The 15,806-nt window shown below is 47.1% G+C and carries 23 protein-coding genes, 2 tRNA genes and 1 pseudogene; 24 read left to right on the forward strand and 2 right to left on the reverse strand.

From position 1 onward, the window contains the following. Positions 1-59 precede the first annotated feature (59 nt). From VFT49_01330 to rplA, 13 genes and pseudogenes are all read left to right on the forward strand, one after another. A complete protein-coding gene (locus VFT49_01330; protein HEU5004710.1) occupies positions 60-491 on the forward strand; it encodes an NUDIX domain-containing protein in 432 nt (143 codons plus the stop codon). Continuing rightward, positions 492-1,508 carry a DHH family phosphoesterase gene (locus VFT49_01335; GenBank protein ID HEU5004711.1) on the forward strand — a complete coding sequence of 339 codons (1,017 nt, stop codon included), beginning with the start codon at positions 492-494 and terminating at the stop codon, positions 1,506-1,508. It begins immediately after the preceding gene. 19 nt (positions 1,509-1,527) lie between these two features. Then, entirely contained in the window at positions 1,528-2,130 is a 603-nt protein-coding gene (locus tag VFT49_01340) for a hypothetical protein (protein ID HEU5004712.1), read from the forward strand. Beyond that, positions 2,121-2,195: transfer RNA gene (locus VFT49_01345), tRNA-Thr, on the forward strand. The genes VFT49_01340 and VFT49_01345 overlap by 10 nt, the downstream gene beginning before the upstream one ends. A gap of 199 nt (positions 2,196-2,394) precedes the next feature. Next, a complete protein-coding gene (rpmG, locus tag VFT49_01350; protein HEU5004713.1) occupies positions 2,395-2,601 on the forward strand; it encodes a 50S ribosomal protein L33 in 207 nt (68 codons plus the stop codon). A gap of 72 nt (positions 2,602-2,673) precedes the next feature. Beyond that, positions 2,674-2,749: transfer RNA gene (locus VFT49_01355), tRNA-Trp, on the forward strand. A 245-nt stretch (positions 2,750-2,994) separates the two neighbouring features. Further along, positions 2,995-3,657 (forward strand): AAA family ATPase, encoded by a 663-nt coding sequence (locus VFT49_01360; protein ID HEU5004714.1) that lies wholly within the window; start codon positions 2,995-2,997, stop codon positions 3,655-3,657. Position 3,658: 1 nt separating this feature from the next. After that, positions 3,659-4,384 (forward strand): SprT family zinc-dependent metalloprotease, encoded by a 726-nt coding sequence (locus tag VFT49_01365; GenBank protein ID HEU5004715.1) that lies wholly within the window; start codon positions 3,659-3,661, stop codon positions 4,382-4,384. Between the two features lie 77 nt (positions 4,385-4,461). Beyond that, positions 4,462-4,875: a preprotein translocase subunit SecE gene (gene secE, locus VFT49_01370; GenBank protein HEU5004716.1), complete on the forward strand. Its 414-nt coding sequence runs from the start codon at positions 4,462-4,464 to the stop codon at positions 4,873-4,875. A 12-nt stretch (positions 4,876-4,887) separates the two neighbouring features. After that, positions 4,888-5,430, forward strand: a complete 543-nt coding sequence (gene nusG, locus VFT49_01375) for a transcription termination/antitermination protein NusG (protein ID HEU5004717.1) — start codon at positions 4,888-4,890, stop codon at positions 5,428-5,430. A 9-nt stretch (positions 5,431-5,439) separates the two neighbouring features. Next, positions 5,440-5,871, forward strand: coding sequence for a 50S ribosomal protein L11 (gene rplK, locus VFT49_01380; GenBank protein ID HEU5004718.1), 432 nt, complete (start codon positions 5,440-5,442; stop codon positions 5,869-5,871). Position 5,872: 1 nt separating this feature from the next. Continuing rightward, positions 5,873-6,244, forward strand: a complete 372-nt coding sequence (locus VFT49_01385) for a hypothetical protein (protein HEU5004719.1) — start codon at positions 5,873-5,875, stop codon at positions 6,242-6,244. A 324-nt stretch (positions 6,245-6,568) separates the two neighbouring features. Then, a pseudogene (rplA, locus tag VFT49_01390) lies at positions 6,569-7,213 on the forward strand (50S ribosomal protein L1). Here rplA and VFT49_01395 read toward each other — a convergent pair. Then, positions 7,210-7,695 carry a dihydrofolate reductase gene (locus tag VFT49_01395; protein ID HEU5004720.1) on the reverse strand — a complete coding sequence of 162 codons (486 nt, stop codon included), beginning with the start codon at positions 7,693-7,695 and terminating at the stop codon, positions 7,210-7,212. The pseudogene rplA and the gene VFT49_01395 overlap by 4 nt on opposite strands. 30 nt (positions 7,696-7,725) lie before the next feature. Here VFT49_01395 and VFT49_01400 point away from each other — a divergent pair, with 30 nt between their 5' ends. The 9 genes from VFT49_01400 (at position 7,726) to VFT49_01440 (ending at position 14,485) form a co-directional block, all read left to right on the forward strand. Further along, positions 7,726-9,396, forward strand: coding sequence for an FAD-dependent thymidylate synthase (locus VFT49_01400; GenBank protein ID HEU5004721.1), 1,671 nt, complete (start codon positions 7,726-7,728; stop codon positions 9,394-9,396). After that, complete coding sequence (locus VFT49_01405) at positions 9,393-10,094, forward strand: deoxycytidine triphosphate deaminase (GenBank protein ID HEU5004722.1); 702 nt, start codon at positions 9,393-9,395, stop codon at positions 10,092-10,094. The genes VFT49_01400 and VFT49_01405 overlap by 4 nt, the downstream gene beginning before the upstream one ends. A gap of 25 nt (positions 10,095-10,119) precedes the next feature. Continuing rightward, entirely contained in the window at positions 10,120-12,036 is a 1,917-nt protein-coding gene (locus VFT49_01410) for a hypothetical protein (protein HEU5004723.1), read from the forward strand. A 27-nt stretch (positions 12,037-12,063) separates the two neighbouring features. Then, positions 12,064-12,282 carry a hypothetical protein gene (locus tag VFT49_01415; protein HEU5004724.1) on the forward strand — a complete coding sequence of 73 codons (219 nt, stop codon included), beginning with the start codon at positions 12,064-12,066 and terminating at the stop codon, positions 12,280-12,282. An 8-nt stretch (positions 12,283-12,290) separates the two neighbouring features. Next, positions 12,291-12,872: a dihydrofolate reductase family protein gene (locus VFT49_01420; GenBank protein HEU5004725.1), complete on the forward strand. Its 582-nt coding sequence runs from the start codon at positions 12,291-12,293 to the stop codon at positions 12,870-12,872. Then, the gene (locus VFT49_01425) at positions 12,869-13,429 is read left to right on the forward strand and encodes a dihydrofolate reductase family protein (protein HEU5004726.1); all 561 of its coding nucleotides are present in this window, start codon (positions 12,869-12,871) and stop codon (positions 13,427-13,429) included. The genes VFT49_01420 and VFT49_01425 overlap by 4 nt, the downstream gene beginning before the upstream one ends. Positions 13,430-13,466: 37 nt before the next feature. After that, positions 13,467-14,036, forward strand: a complete 570-nt coding sequence (locus VFT49_01430) for a Type 1 glutamine amidotransferase-like domain-containing protein (protein HEU5004727.1) — start codon at positions 13,467-13,469, stop codon at positions 14,034-14,036. Between the two features lie 61 nt (positions 14,037-14,097). Further along, positions 14,098-14,343: a hypothetical protein gene (locus VFT49_01435; GenBank protein HEU5004728.1), complete on the forward strand. Its 246-nt coding sequence runs from the start codon at positions 14,098-14,100 to the stop codon at positions 14,341-14,343. 13 nt (positions 14,344-14,356) lie between these two features. After that, a complete protein-coding gene (locus VFT49_01440; GenBank protein HEU5004729.1) occupies positions 14,357-14,485 on the forward strand; it encodes a hypothetical protein in 129 nt (42 codons plus the stop codon). Here the strand turns inward: VFT49_01440 and VFT49_01445 are convergent. Next, a complete protein-coding gene (locus VFT49_01445) occupies positions 14,472-14,654 on the reverse strand; it encodes a hypothetical protein (GenBank protein ID HEU5004730.1) in 183 nt (60 codons plus the stop codon). The genes VFT49_01440 and VFT49_01445 overlap by 14 nt on opposite strands. A gap of 200 nt (positions 14,655-14,854) precedes the next feature. On the opposite strand from VFT49_01445, the gene VFT49_01450 reads away from it, so the two are divergent. Together VFT49_01450 and VFT49_01455 are read left to right on the forward strand one after the other, a co-directional pair. Further along, positions 14,855-15,214 carry a hypothetical protein gene (locus VFT49_01450; protein ID HEU5004731.1) on the forward strand — a complete coding sequence of 120 codons (360 nt, stop codon included), beginning with the start codon at positions 14,855-14,857 and terminating at the stop codon, positions 15,212-15,214. A 157-nt stretch (positions 15,215-15,371) separates the two neighbouring features. Further along, positions 15,372-15,758 (forward strand): type II toxin-antitoxin system death-on-curing family toxin, encoded by a 387-nt coding sequence (locus VFT49_01455; protein ID HEU5004732.1) that lies wholly within the window; start codon positions 15,372-15,374, stop codon positions 15,756-15,758. Positions 15,759-15,806: the final 48 nt, after the last annotated feature.

A 15,806-nucleotide genomic window follows, 5' to 3' on the forward strand; every position in this document is an offset into this window, starting at 1 on the left:
AGCGACGAGCCGCAAGGCGAGGGAAGCGCTATCCCTCCCCCTGCACCAAGTACAGCAAAATGAATGATTTGAAACCTAAAGTTGGCGTCGGTATATTCCTCATCAAAGAAGGTCAATTATTGATGGGTAAAAGAAAGGGGTCTCACGGAGAGGGCGAGTATGCCTTGCCTGGCGGCCACCTGGAACAAGGCGAGTCTTTTGAAGAATGTGTTTTGAGGGAGCTAAAAGAGGAGGCTGGTCCAGATCTCAAGGTTGATCGGATCAAATTTCTGTGCGTGACTAATCTCCGCAAATATGCCCCTAAGCACTACGTAGATATAGGTATGTTAGCCGAGTATGTGTCAGGAGAACCGATAGTTGCAGAACCGGACGAAAAAGACTCCTGGGAATGGTACGACATGGATAAGTTGCCCGAACCTTTGTTTGGATGCACGGAAAACTATATTGAATCCTATCGGACTGGCAAGAGTTACTTTGAAGGCAACTTATAAATGGACAAGTTTAAAGAGATTCTCGAAAAAGCAGCAAGTGTTTTGATTATTACCCATGTCGGGCCGGATCCTGACGCTTTTTGCTCTTTGCTTTTGACCGGAACTACTTTAGAGGCAAACTATCCAGATAAAAAAATAGTTATGAGCTCAGAAGAACAAACCGGCGGGCTTAACTTCTTAACCGGTTATGGCAAGATTAAGCTTCAAAAACTCGCTGATGCTATCCAGAATGACCAACCGGACCTAATAATTATGGTCGATGCCATGAATTTTAAGCGCTGCACGCGTGGCGACGATCAAGAGATCGCCAAACTTGTCAAAGAAAAGCGCATCAAGCTAGCCATTATCGATCATCACGAAAGAGTCAACATTGAAGAAAATAACGTTTATATCAACCAAGACAGCCCAGCGGCCGTGCAAGATGTCTATGAGGTGATGTTTAGCGGCATAAAACTCAATAAACCAGTGGGTTATGCCCAAACCACTATGCTTGGTTTATACTCTGACACCGGCGGATTTGCCTACGAGAATAAACGCTACCGTGACACCTTGAAACTTGTAGGTGATTTGATAGAAGCCGGCGCCAGCGTGGAAAAGACCAGAAACCTACTCGATCGCTACAGCACCGACAGTATGCTCGCTCTAAGCGAACTGGCCCGCAACCTTAGCCATAAAGATGATTATTCGTTCAGCTTCGTGGGCGATGATTTCACTAAAAACTGGCAAAATCAGGGAAAGAATTTTGACGAGCTCAAGATTGCTTGCGGCCATTTTGCTAATGACTACATTCGAAATATAGATGGCCGAGTCTGGGGCTTTGTGGTCTATAAGGATTTAGCCGGCGGAGACGATATTTACGGGGTTTCATTGCGCGCTATGGGCGGAACCAAGAACGTAGCTTTAATCGCCAACGCGCTTGGCGGTGGCGGCCACATTGCTGCTGCCGGAACGAAAATCAAAGCCAGTAGCGTGCAAGAAGTGATTAAAGCCGTACAATCTACCATTTCACAGATGTAGTTTGTGGTAAACTACTTCCATGTCAAAAGATAGGACTACCATAAACAAAGTCACCCTAGAGACCTTGTATGTAAAAAAGGGGATGTCCATGAGCACCATAGCCAAAGAGTTAGGGTGCTCGGTTAACAGGGTGGTCTATTGGATGGATCAACATGGTATTAAAAGGCGCAGCATTAGTGACGCCATTTACTTGCACAAAAATCCCAATGGAGACCCGTTCAAAATAATAACGCCCACCACACTAGAAGAAGCCAAGCTTTTAGGCTTAGGAATCGGCCTCTACTGGGGTGAGGGCACGAAGGCAAATAAGCACTCTGTGCGTTTAGGAAACTCAAATCCACATTTAATCATCGCTTTTATAAAATTTCTTACTATAATATGCGGTGTCAATAAAGACCATCTGAAATTTGGGTTGCAACTTTTTTCAGACGTCAGTAAGAATGAAGCCTTGAATTTCTGGACAGAAGCTCTTAGCGTAAAACCCTCGCAATTTTATAAGATAACAGTTACTATATCTGGTGCGATTGGAACATACCGGATAAAAAATAAATACGGAGTGTTAACAATCTATTACCACAACAAGAAGCTACGAGACGCTTTAGTCTCGATGTTGCCGACATAGCTCAGGGGTAGAGCACGATCATGGTAAGATCGGGGTCATGGGTTCAAATCCCATTGTCGGCTCCAGAAAATTATCACAAAAACTGTGTGATAAAAATTACAGTGCGTATCTCGCCTATGAGCTTAAATGTACTTGTGTTTGTTGGGAGGTAAGCCTGAATGATTTATAGGCGCAAACACCAGTGAGTCCCGTCCGTTAGCTCGGAGCGGGGCTCTTTATTTTAGAGTTGTTTAATAGTCCCGTATCTGTTAATATATTTTCGATATGGCAAAAAAAGGTGATAAACGCAAAGTTGTTGGGCTGGTGTGCGAGGCTTGCGGCCAGCGCCACTACTACACCACCAAGAACACTATGAATACCCCAGAAAAGCTGGAGCTTAAAAAGCTATGCCCGGTTAAAAGGGTTATAGCTGTTCAGTCAGAAACCAAAAAAAGCCTAGGTCGCAACGAAGTCAAACCCCGCAAACACTAAAACTAGCGGTTAATTTAAAACTGTTCTAAAATACTGGGGTCCCCGCAAATTTTAATTTGTGGGGTAATTCAAAGGGGAGTAGCTCAGTTGGTAGAGCACCGGTCTCCAAAACCGGGTGTCGCAGGTTCAAGTCCTGTCTCCCCTGCCAAAATAAAGTAGTCTGTCGTAAAGACAGGCTGTTTTATTTTGATATGAGTTAGGACTTGAACCGATAGGCATGAATGGCCAGTAGGCTATTCATGTTTTCTTTGCTTGGCCGGCTCGGCCAATGCTTGCATTTTGGCCAGCCGCAGAATAACTCAAGTCCTGTCTCCCCTGCCAAGACGACCGCCTAATTATAGACGGTCGTCTTTTTACTTTATTAGCTAATCTGACAGTGGTAAAATCAAGAGGATGAGTAAAACGGTTCTAGATAAACCGGTTCTATTATGTCTTTATGGCTTCCCGGGAGCGGGCAAGAGTTATGTGGCCCGCAACATGGCTAGTGAGGTCCAGATGGCTCACGTCAGCGCCGATCGCATTCGCAGCGAGCTATTCCAGCAGCCACGCTATGACGCCCAAGAAAACGCAATAGTTTTACACCTTATGAATTACATGACCGCCGAGTTTTTAGAAGCTGGTGTCAGTGTTGTTTACGATATTTGTGCTGCTCGCCTAGGGCAGCGCAGGGCACTGCGCGAACTAGCCAAAAAACACAGAGCCGAGTATTTGCTGGTTTGGCTGCAAATTGATCAAGATAGCGCCTTTAACCGGACTCAAGCTCGCGACCGCAGAACCAGCGATGATCGTTTCGCCCAGCCGCAAACCCAAGAATCCTTTGGCAAAGTGGTTGGCGACATGCAGAATCCTAACCCCAACGAACCTTACATGGTTATCAGCGGCAAACACTCCTTCGTAACTCAGAAAAACGCCGTGGTTAACAAGTTCTACCAACTAGGTCTAATCAACAGCGAGATGGTCCAGCAACATGTGGCTAAACCGGAATTGATCAATCTTGTCCCTAATCCATACAGCGGCCGCGTGGATATGAGCCGCCGAAACATAACCATAAGATAGAATGTCGCAAAAACGAGTTGAAATACCTGGCATAGGCGAGGTCGTTTTGTCTAAACGACGCGGCACCACACACTTGCGGCTTAGCGTTAATGCTAAGGGCATAGTCCGAGTCGGTATGCCTTATTGGACTCCTTATGCCGCCGGCATAGCTTTTGCCCGCGAGCGCACTGACTGGATCAACAAACACCTGTCAAGTCACACCAAGGCCACTTTTAGAAGCGGCGATAGGATTGGTAAGGCTCATGTTTTGAGCATTAATCAGGATGTAGCGTTGGATAGACCAAAATCCAGACTAACAAAGACCGAGGTAATAATTAGCAGTCCTTTGCCGATTGATCACAAATTCACTCAAGAGAAAATAGTTGAGGCGTCGATCCGTGCGCTAAAACAAGAGGCTGAGACACTGTTGCCGCAACGGCTGCAATATCTAGCCCGCCAACACGGTTTTAACTATAAAGAGGTAAGGATTCGCAGTCTAACATCCAGGTGGGGTAGTTGCTCGACCCACAAGGTCATTACTTTGAGTTTTTATCTTATGCAATTGCCCTGGGAATTAATAGATTACGTTCTTTTGCACGAGCTGGTTCATACCGAGCAAATGAATCACGGCCCGGATTTTTGGCGACGCTTTGAAAGCGTACTGCCAGGCGCCAAAAAATTAAGAAAGCAGGTTAATGCTCACAAACCCAGAGTTATCGCCACTAACCTCGGTGAAATGCTTGCTTAATTTGAAAATTTAAGATAGTATTGACTCTAGACACCTACTTATCATAAGTAGGTTTTTTAGTGTCAAAGGGGACAAAAGTGGCAGAGCAACCAAGTAGAGCCAGAAAACCGCGTATTCGAAAGACTGCGCCGACCGTTAGAGAAAGGGCAGCTGCTGCCCAAGAAAAAGCTCAAAAAGAAAAGCCCAAACGGCTGAAGAAAGTTTTTGTCAAAGTCCCAGTACCTAAAGTAAAGCGTCCGCACCTTCCGCAAAACCAGTTCTTCAACACTCTGCGAAAGATCTTTCAGCCAATTGGCAGAGTTCTTTCCAAGCTAGCCCCTCGCTATTTTGCGAACGCTTGGCGCGAACTAAGACAAGTTACTTGGCCGAACAGGGGTGAAACCTGGCGCTTAACGCTGGCTGTTTTTGTCTTTTCAGTAGTGTTTGGAGCGTTGGTAGCTGGAGTAGACAAAGGTCTAGACGAAATATTTAAGCACGTAGTTCTAAAGTAAAGGGAAGAAATAGTGAGCAAACGTTACGACTCAACCAAACAGTGGTATGCCATTCATACTTATAGTGGCTACGAAGAGAAAGTTGCCGAATCAATCCGTCAGCGCGCGGAAAGTCTTGATATGGGCGACAAGATCTTCCAGGTTCTAGTACCCAAAGAAAAGATGATAGAAATCAAGAACGGCAAGCGCAAGATTGTCGAAAAGCGTATTTTTCAGGGCTACGTATTAGTAGAAATGAAACTATCAGAAGATGCTTGGTACATCGTGCGTAATACGCCGAATGTAACTGGTTTTGTAGGCACAGGTACCGAACCAACCCCTGTTAGCGACGATGAAATTTCCAAGATTATGAAGCGCATGGGCCGTGAAGAGCCAAAGCATAAGTTCGATTACGCCGTGGGCGAGGTTGTAAACATTGTTGACGGACCGTTCAAAGGCTTTGATGGTGCAATTAACGAAATCGACGCCCAAAAAGGCAAACTTAAAGTGTTGGTCAACATGTTCGGCCGCGAAACTCCGGTTGAGCTCGACGGCCTTCAGGTAAAGCGAGTTTAGGAGAGATTTATGGCAACAAAACCAATTAGAGCAAGTTTAAAGATGAAAATCCGCGGCGGCCAGGCCAGCGCGGCGCCTCCCGTAGGTAGCACTCTTGGTCAGTACGGCGTAAACATGATGGATTTTATCAATCCGTTCAACGATCAAACCAAGGACAAGATGGGTCAAAATCTGACAGTTCATATCACTATTTATGAAGATCGGACTATGGACTGGCGCATTGTAGGCACACCAACTGACGAACTTATCTTAAAGGCACTCGGCGTTGATAAGGGTTCTGGCAAGCCTAACAGTGAAAAGCTTTCTAAGAAGCTTAGCCAAGCCCAACTGACCGAAATCGCTGGGGCCAAGATGGCCGACATGAACGCCGACGACATCGAATCAGTCAAAAAGATGGTTGCCGGCACTGCCCGCAGCATGGGCATTGAGGTGGAGGCTTAGTATGTCAGCATCCGCAGCAGAGGTGGGCGTTGACTGGTTTGACGATGGTGAGCGCCTAGGTCGCAATCGCAGCAAGGGCATCGCGCCAGAGGTCTCTACCGGCGAATCTACCGAGGGGTTTGAACCAACTCCAGGCATCCACGAACGCGAGACATTTAGAGTCCGCACAGCACCCGAGATTGACTTATACTTTGGCGCCGTCAAAGAGCTGGGAAAGGCAAGAATAGCTGCGAACCTGGCACTGTTAGACGGCTCCAGCGCGACAAATCGCCTAGGCACCCATCCACCGAGCGCCCAAGAAATTAAAGAGCTAGAAGATCAGGCTAGAAGTTTAGCTTACAGAGCCTCGGATATTCAGCAAGGAATTCAATAATTAACTAACGTGGGAGGCGCTAAGAAACGCCGCATGCACCACGAAAGGAGAGTAACCATGGCAGAAGCCAAGAAAAAGCAAGTCAAAAAGGCAGACGTAGTTGCCGAGACCGTAGTTGAGGGCAATGTGCCCGAAGTCAAGGTAGAAAAAGAAGTCGTTCAGACCCCAGCCGAGCCAAAAACTACTGCTAAAGCCGGCAAGCGCAGCGCCAAAGCTGCTCGCGAAACCGAAGAGAAGGAAGCCAAAGAAGCCCGCAAGGCAGAAACACCGGCAGAAGCCACTAAGCCAGCGGCCAAACCGCAGCAATCTCGCACCAAAGCTGAGCGTGCCGGTAAAAAATACCGCGAAGCCGCCAAGCTCGTAGACAGAGAAAAGTTTTATACTCAAGAGGACGCCCTAGAGCTTGCTACCAAGACCAGCCCGTCCAAGTTCGACGCCACTGTCGAACTTCATATTAACCTAGGTGTTGATCCGCGCCAGGCTGATCAGAACGTCCGCGATACTGTTAGTTTGCCAGCCGGTACCGGTAAGGACGTCCGCGTTGCCACTCTAGCCAGTGACGACGACGCCGAAAAGCTGTTTGCTAAGTTAGACAAAGAAGAAATCGACTTTGATATCCTGGTCGCTACACCTGGCATGATGCCTCGTTTGGGTAAATATGCCCGCTTGCTCGGCCCGCGCGGCTTAATGCCTAACCCCAAGAGCGGCACCATTACTAACGACGTAGAGGCGGCTGTAAGCGAAGCCAAAGCCGGCCGTGTTGAATATCGCGTAGATCAAAGCGGCATCATCCACATTGGCATCGGCAAGGTAAGCTTTGGCAAAGACAAGTTGAATCAAAATGCCGAGGCTGTAATGTCATCTATCCGCGCCGCCCGTCCTGCCAGCCTTAAAGGTAACTACATCAAGGCCATTACTGTCAGCACCACCATGGGCCCTGGCATAAAAGTAGAGGTTAGCGGCCGCTAAGCTCGCTCGTAAACTTCCATCTTAAAATCGTAAGGATTTTTTTGATCTTTAGCCCGTGTTTCGCTCGAAATTAGCCTCCAATCTCGGGGATCAAACTCAAAAAACCGGTCGCCTTTGGGCAAAAATTTGACAGTGTTTAAGTAAAGCCTTGTCGCTTGCGGCAGGGCTTGCTTAAATATCGACTCGCCACCGATTATAAACACCTGGTCTTCGTCGTCGACCAGGCTAAGTGCTTCTTCTAGCGAATGGGCCACTTCAGCACCCGGGCTGGGCGTGTAGCTTTGGTTGCGCGTAATAACAATATTGCGACGTTCTTTGAGTGCCCGGCCGATATTCTGGTGTGTTTTGCGGCCCATTATTATGGGGTGGCCAGTGGTAATTCTCTTAAAGTAGACCAGGTCAGCCGGCAAATACCAAGGCGTGCCTTTGGAGCTTCCAATGACATTATTTTGCGCTCGTGTAACTATTATCGAGATGTTCATTTTACAACCTTAAAAAATATTATCCTGCATATGTTAACTGGTATTATGGAGGCAAAGGAGGCATTCGTGCAAAAAGATAAAAATCCTCTTGTGGAATACAAGATGCAGATTTCACCTGCCGGATATGTCTTCTTGGGCGATCGCGTTACTGACGTCGAGGGCAATATTTACGCTTTTAACGGTAAGACTTCTCCGCTACTGATTGCCGCCGCTATGGCCCGTCTTAGCCGTCGAGGCAGCGATTTACGAGAAATTTTTGTTGATGAATTCGGCATGGCCGGTGAAAAAGATGCTTCGGGCCTAATTCACCGCGTGGTTACCGCATATGGCGACGACAGCGTGCAGCAGCTCACCGGTTTGCATTTTGTGGTAGAGGACGCCTCTAATCTATTAACCAAAATGCTGGAATGGGGACGGTTTGCTGCCTACCTAGAACAATCTACCCGCTACATTTACTATGACGAAAAAGATAAAAATGGACAGTACAAATATTACGTTCCAGCCGATTTAGACCCAGAGACAGAAGCTCAATATTGCCGAATTCACGACCAGATTTTTGATCTTTATTCTGGCATGGTCCACAAGTTGACTCGCCATGTGCGCAAAGCTAATCCCGCACCTGAAGACGTCCGCGAAAAAATTGCCTGGAGAGGCGCCACCAAAGCCCAAGCCTGCGACACCATCAGACCAGTCTTGCCCGTGTCTACAAGATCGACTGTGGGCATTTATGCTTCGGCTCAGGCCGTTGAAAGTCTTATTTTGCACCTTCTCAGCGAAGATTTGCTAGAAGCCCGCTTAGCCGGTCAAAAGATCTTAGAAGAAGCTCGCAAAGTTATTCCGGCCTTTTTAGAGCGAGCCGACAAGCCAGATCGTGGCGGCGCTACCACGGCTTACCGAGCCAATACCCGCGCGGCCATGTCTAAACTCGCTAAAAAATATCTGCCAAAAGAATCTAAAGATTTTGATAGCGAAGTAAAGCTTATAGATTACTGGCCAAAAAATGAGTCAGAAATTATCAATCACCTGCTGTTCGCCGAAAGCAATCTATCAACCGCAGAGCTAGAAAAGGCGGTTAGAAAACTCAAGAAAGCCGATAAGCGAAGGATCTTTGATACTTATATGGGCAAAAGACTTAATCGCCGCCATCGTCCTGGCAGGGCCCTGGAGTTTCCGCACTACTTATGGGAAGTCACGGCCGATTACGGCACTTTTCGTGATCTGCAGCGCCATAGGGTTATCGACGGTTTTGAGTGGCAAGATTTGAGCACCGCTTACGGTTACGAGGTGCCGGAGCTTGTTCGAGAAGCAGGCTTGGAGCAAGATTTTCATAAGTGTTTTGAATTATCAGAAGAACTCCATCAACTGATGCTTCAAAAAAAATACGTAGAAGAAGCCCAGTATGCAACTTTGTTCGGGCACAGGATGCGCTACCGATTTATGCTAAACGCCCGAGCAACTTTTCATTTCTTAGAACTAAGATCGAGTCCGCAAGGTCATCCAGGCTATCGCCGCATTTGCATGCAGATGCATGAGCAACTCAAAAAAGTCCACCCCATGCTAGCTAGCGCCATGCGTTTTGTAAATCAAGACGAAGACCCCAAACTAACTAGAATGGCGGCCGAACTGGCCACTCAATATAAGCTAGAAAAGCTCGACAACCTAGAAAAACAGGCCGAGGCCGAGATGGAGAAGAACCAGTGAGCGTATATAGCAACAAGCAGATCTTTGAAGCCATCAAAACCGGGCATATTGTTTGCTACCCATTGGTGAAAGACAACGTGGCCGGTAGCAGCGTAGATGTTACGCTTGGCGAGTGGTTTTACCGCACCGAACGCACCGGCAGCAGCGGTTTTTATAACCCCTTTGACATCAAAGACGTGGATCGCTACTTTGCCGGACCCTATAAAGCCGAGATTCATAGCAAATGGGCTAAAGCTAACGGGCGCCAACTGTTCGAGGGCATTCCGGCCAATCACCCAATTATTGTCTTGCGACCTGGCGAGCGCATTTTGGGCCACACGCACGAGTTTGTAGGCATTAAGGCCCCTGGCACCAGCACCATGCAGGCCCGCAGCACCTGGGGCCGAAACGGCGTGGCTGTTTGCCTAGACGCCGGCTGGGGCGACCCCGGTTACATTAACCGCTGGACCATGGAGATATATAATATGAACCAGCACGAGAGTGTTGTTTTGCCCGTAGGCGAGCGTGTCGCCCAACTTGTTTTTTACGAAACCGGACCCGTAGACGGCGAATATAAGAAACTTAGCGGCAAATACCAATCGGATAAGAGCTCGGATCTAGCCACTATAGTTAAGAACTGGCGACCCGAACAAATGCTGCCTAGGGCTTATAAAGACGAGCGGCGCAAGCCAAAAAATGTTAAAGGGTTAGAGGTTTAGAGGTGGGCATGCGGAAAGGATCAAAATGCAGAACCCATCTGGCACATTTATAGTCATCGAGGGTGCCGACGGCTCCGGCAAATCCACTCAGTTCAATATCCTAAAAGCCCGTCTAGAGGCGATAGGGCACGAGGTAGATGTTTTTAAATTCCCGCAGCACCACGAACCATCGGGCTATTTCGTGCATAAGTACCTGAACGGCGGATACGGCCCGATTGATAAAATAAGCCCCTACACAGCCTCTTTGTTTTATGCGCTAGACAGATTCGAAGGAGCGCCGGCCATACGTCAATCAATGCAAAGCGGACATATAGCGTTAAGCGACCGCTATGTGGGCGCCAACATGGCTCACCAGGGGTCCAAATTTACAAATCCGGCAGAACAAAGAGGTTTCTTTGTGTGGGAAGACGGCTTGGAGTTCGAACTCTTAAACATACCTCGACCAACTCTGACTATTTTTTTGCACGTTCCAGCCGAAATATCTCAAAGACTGTTGGCTGAACGCGCCAAAAAAACTGGCGTAGCCTTAGACGAGCACGAAAAAAATGTCGAGCACCTTAGAACAACCGTCTCAACATATGAAAAACTTTGCCAGTTGTTTCCGAACGATTTTAAGTTGGTAGATTGCACCGAAAATGGCAAGCTGCTGAGCGTACCGCAAATCAACAATAAGATTTGGGATGTTGTTAAGCCTATTCTGCCCGATAAGCCAAGCAAACCAGCTCACAGCGTAACGGTAAAACTCAACGAGACTGCTCAGTCTAAATCAGCGCCCAAGACCGATACGTCTGAGGTTCCAAAGAAGGCGGTCAAAGAAGCGGTAAGCACAAAATTAAGCCTGGCGGCCATATTAGAGGCTCGCCTGGCCGGATTAGACATTCAGCCTGAGCTAGATTGGTCAAAAGCCGGCTACGAGTACTTTAAACCACAGGATTTGCCTAAGAAAACAGCAGCTAAGTACGAGCAGTTTATGGAAGGTTTTGTGGTGTTTCACCGGGCCATGAAAGGCAAACTCAAAAAAACCGGTGCTAGCGAGGCTTTGCTCTATGACGCCTTGCCGCTAGCGGCGCAATTCGAAGTTAAGGTCCCTTTGCCAGAGAATGAACAAGGCCTGTTAGAACAGTTTTCTGGTAGTCAAAATGTGGAGCTGCGCCAACTTGCAGGCCAGCTAAACGGCAATTCTAAGAGTAAAGCCAGCGTCCGCGACTCTAATCCGCCAGAATCTATCGATAAAATCCTTGCCCGAATCGCCGGTGAACATTTGCCGCAAGCTTTGGCACAACAACCTGAGACAGTAGAGCTGGTAGAAGCCCAGCCACGCAATGAATTTAAGGTTTTGGCCGATGTTTTATACCCGTATAGTAACTTGCCCAAACTAGACCTAGAGGCCGAGATAGACCAGTGGGGCTACCAGCAAAAAACAAAGGCCTTAGAAACCGCGCTAAAAAACTCGCCGTCAGAGGTAATGCCCAAACTTCAGTATCGGTTTGACCTAACGCTTGACTACCGGCTCTTAAGTCACGTGGTTGGCCTGGTTAAAGATATTAAGCTACAGCCGGCCACGCCACGCTATGGCTACGACGTTCCTCACGCGGTTGACGAAGCCGGCATAACAGAAGAGTATTTAGAGTGTTTTGACAAAAGCCTGGAGCTATTTAGCACCTTGCAAGCCGCTAGCCGTGACGACTTGGCTGTTTATGCCACCTTAACCGGGCACGAGAACCGCTGCCACGTTACTTGCAGCTTGGCGGACCTAAAGACCATTAAAGATAAAAGTCTGTCTAGCGAACTTAACCAACTGATTGATCAATTGCTAGAAAAGATAAGCGAACACCACCCAATAGCTGCCGCCAGCCTGGGTGAACAATTGTCGGAGGAAGCGCCAAAGTCAGCACGCAAAAAACGCCCTCGCCGCCGGGGCGGCAAATCCAAGAAGTCCTAAAGTGGCCCTTAGTGTTACGATAGAGCTATGCAAAAAGTAGCTACTCGAGTATTTATTGGCGCGTCGATCGTTTTTGGTATTCTGGGCGTCATCCAGGTTATAACAATGCCAGACAATGACAACGATGCGTCAGATTTTAACAAGATAATCGTGCGGCTTCTAATGGCAACCGTCTTTATCGTCTTGCCTTCATTCGCATTAAGCATTGCCGGCAAGTATTTAAACGATAGTTCCAGAGGTCGATAGGCAAGAATATGGGAAAGCTAATATATTTATTCACCACATCGCTGGACGGCTACGTCGCCGATAAAAATGGCGATTTTAGTTGGTCGAAACCAACCGAGGAGGTCCACTTTTTTGTCAACGACCAATTGCGTAACGTCGGCACGATTCTAATGGGTCGCAATTTGTACGAGACCTTAAAAGCTTGGGACGACATTCCTACTAAAGGGGTAGGCGGCATCATGGACGGCCCAAGTCCAGCCATGAATGATTATTCTAAGATATGGCACGCCGCTAATAAGGTAGTTTATTCTTCTTCGCTTTCTGAGCTCGCGATAGACAACGCGAAGATTGAGCGGTCATTTGATCCTGAAGCAGTCAAAAAGCAAGTGGCCGAATCGGCTCATGATTTTGATATCGGCGGTCCGCATCTGGCCGCCCAGGCCATCAAGGCTGATATTATCGACGAATACCACCAAATTATCGCTCCGCTAATCCTTGGCGAAGGTAATTTCTGGCTGCCCGGCGGGAACCGCAACAAGCTGGAGCTGGTAGATATGCGCAAGTTTGAAAACGGCTTCGTGCACCTGCATTATAGAAAGGCTGAAGAATGAAGAAATTAATCATGTGGAATTTGGTCACGCTCGATGGGTTTTTTGAGGGCGAGAAGCCGTGGGATTTATCTTTCCACGGCCTGGTTTTCGATAAAGAGCTAGAGGATTTTACGATCAAGCAGCTAGATTCAGCCGACGCAGTTATTTATGGCGAGAATACATACAAAGGCATGGCCGAATACTGGACCGACCCCGACCAAGTAGACGATATTAAGACCGAACCTATAAATAAAATTAAAAAATATGTTTGTTCGCCTACACTTAAGACTGCCGATTGGCAAAATACCACGGTTATTAAAGACGCCGTGAGCGAGATACCCAAATTGAAGCAGGAAGGCGACGGCAATCTGTTCGTTTTTGGCAGCGCCATCTTGAGCGAATCGCTTACGCGCGCGAACCTGTTCGATGAATACCGCTTGTGCGTAGTGCCGGTGTTCTTGGGCAAGGGCAGGCGGCTGTTCAACGACGGCCTGCCGTATCAAAAATTAAAACTACTAAAATCTCAACCCCTACAATCCGGCGCCATCATCCTTACATACGCTCCAAGCTCAAGTTAGCGGGAGACCCAAAAACCCAGTTTGATATAGTGAGCCTATGCGAACTCGAATAATTCTTCATGGCGGCAACTCCGATAGAAGCACCGAAAAGAACGCCAAGTTCTTTAAAGAAATTGTCGATGGCGTGGGAACTAATACGGTAAAAGTCTTATGTGTCTATTTTGCCCGTCCGGAACACCGCTGGGATGATTCGTACGAAGAAGATAAATATATTTTCCAAAGAATAGATACCGACAAAGATGTAGAAACCGAATTAGCTACTTATGATTCATTCGTAGACCAAATAGCCGCTGCGGATATTGTGTTTATAAATGGCGGCCATAGAGGGCACTTAAAAGAAACTCTGCTTTCGATCGGTGTGGAGCGCTTTAGACAGATGGTTGAAGGCAAAACTCTAGTGGGCATAAGCGCCGGAGCGAACATTCTTTCAAAATATTATTATTCGTCGGTAGCTCAAGACATCCGAGAGGGAACTAACTTCTTGAACATAAAGCTGTTTACTCACTTCTCAGAAGATGAACCTGAACAGCTCAATGATTTAAAGTCGTATGCCGAAGATCTGCCTGTAGTCACGATTCCCGAAGAAGAGTATTTAGTTATCGAGTAGGCACCCGCAGAAAATCAGGCGGAGCGGACCCAAAAAATCCCCAGTTTGTTATAATTCATTCATGGCAGAGGATGAATTTACTAAACTTTTCAAATACATCACCGAACGTTTCGACAAGGTAGATGCAGAGCTTGAGAAAAAAGCCGATGCAGCTCTGGTAGAAAAAGTTCTGGCTTTGATTGATAAGATTGCCAAACAACAGGAAATCAACGACGAAGAACGCCTGGTCATGGGCCACCAGTTGGACAGAATGGACCGCTGGGTCCATGAGCTGGCCGACAAGATTGGTTATAAACTTTCAGTTTAAGACTGTAGTGATTATGAAGCTCAAAGGAAAAGTAGCAAAAATTGGCAAAGCGACGGTTGTTGTATTCGATAAAGCCATGTTCGAAAAGTCAGGTTTGAAGGTTGGTGATTTGGTAAGCCTAGCTGGTATCAAAAAGCTTTAACGGCTAACTGCTCCATTTGTTCTGGCAAAACGGAATCTAAAAATCTCGAACCAAAGCTACGTTCTTTACCAAAGAACCAAATGTTTTTCATCCATTTCTTGGTCGCGAAGAAACGGAAGCCAAAGAACGACAGGCAACTCACTCCCGCAGGACTGTTTCGTACGTTCATGAAAAGGGAAGACTGCGGAACTCGTGCTTTGGGCACTCAAACAGTCCTCGCTTCAGACTTTTCATAAACTTCTTTAGCAGCTCTGGTTCGCTCGAGCCTGGGGTTTTTGAGCCGGGCGGGGCGGACCCAAAAAATCCCAAGATTGCTTATGCTTGCAATGTTGAATCGTTAAGAATATATTTCTGTTAATCGGAGGAAGCATGGCAGAGAGAACACATCCAAATGAAAAGTACGTAGAAAATCTATTTAACGACGCTATTAATTGGCTAGGTGTAGTTGGAGAATATGACCATAATATTCCAAAGGAAGATAATCCCTACAACCGGTCGGTAGATAAGGCCCTAAACTTCTTAGCTAGCCAAATCGCCGAAAGTTCAATAGATATAGCCATGCTACTATCTACCTTAGAACGACAAGCACAGACAGTAGTTGCCGAATCTGATGACCTCTATGGGGACTTGGACAGAGTTATTAGGACCAATCAAATGTATGTGCTAGCCAGGACGATGAACGCATATTCTTCGCCAGAACGTATTGTTCACATCCCGCTGGAAGTGTAAACCCTCAGCCGCTGAGGCAAACCCAAAAAATCCCAAGTTTTGATATAATATTCTTATGAATAAAGTAGCAACAAAGCCGAACGTTCAGGTCTGGACAAAGAACTTCATCAAGAAGTACTCTCCGGCTTTAAAAGAGCTGTCCAAAAAATAAAAATCTATGAACCAAATATCGGTCGACGATGTTGTTTACATCCACGACCATATTATTGCCGCTTCTGGCGGTCTTACGGGACTAAGGGATAAAGGACAGCTCAAAGCTTGCCTAGCCAGGCCTTTTCAAAGCGCTTTTGGTGAAGAAACATATCCCGATCTGTTCGAGAAAGCAGCCGCCTTACTGGACTGCATTGCCAATGATCATCCGTTTGCAGATGGCAATAAACGAACAGCCATGGCGTCGGCAGTTATCTTTCTGGTGTCGTACGGTATATCTACCGACTTCACGAACCAAGAATACGAAGATTTCATGCTCCACGTCGTTAATGATAAGCCGAGCATCCAAGAGATTGCCAACTGGCTTCGCCAACACGGCGACATAATTATTTAAAACACAGGCGGGGCGGACCCAAAAAATCCCAGTTTGATATAGTTTTTA

This window comes from Candidatus Saccharimonadales bacterium, from assembly GCA_035758565.1.
Classification (GTDB): Bacteria; Patescibacteriota; Saccharimonadia; order Saccharimonadales; family UBA10212; genus DASTXL01.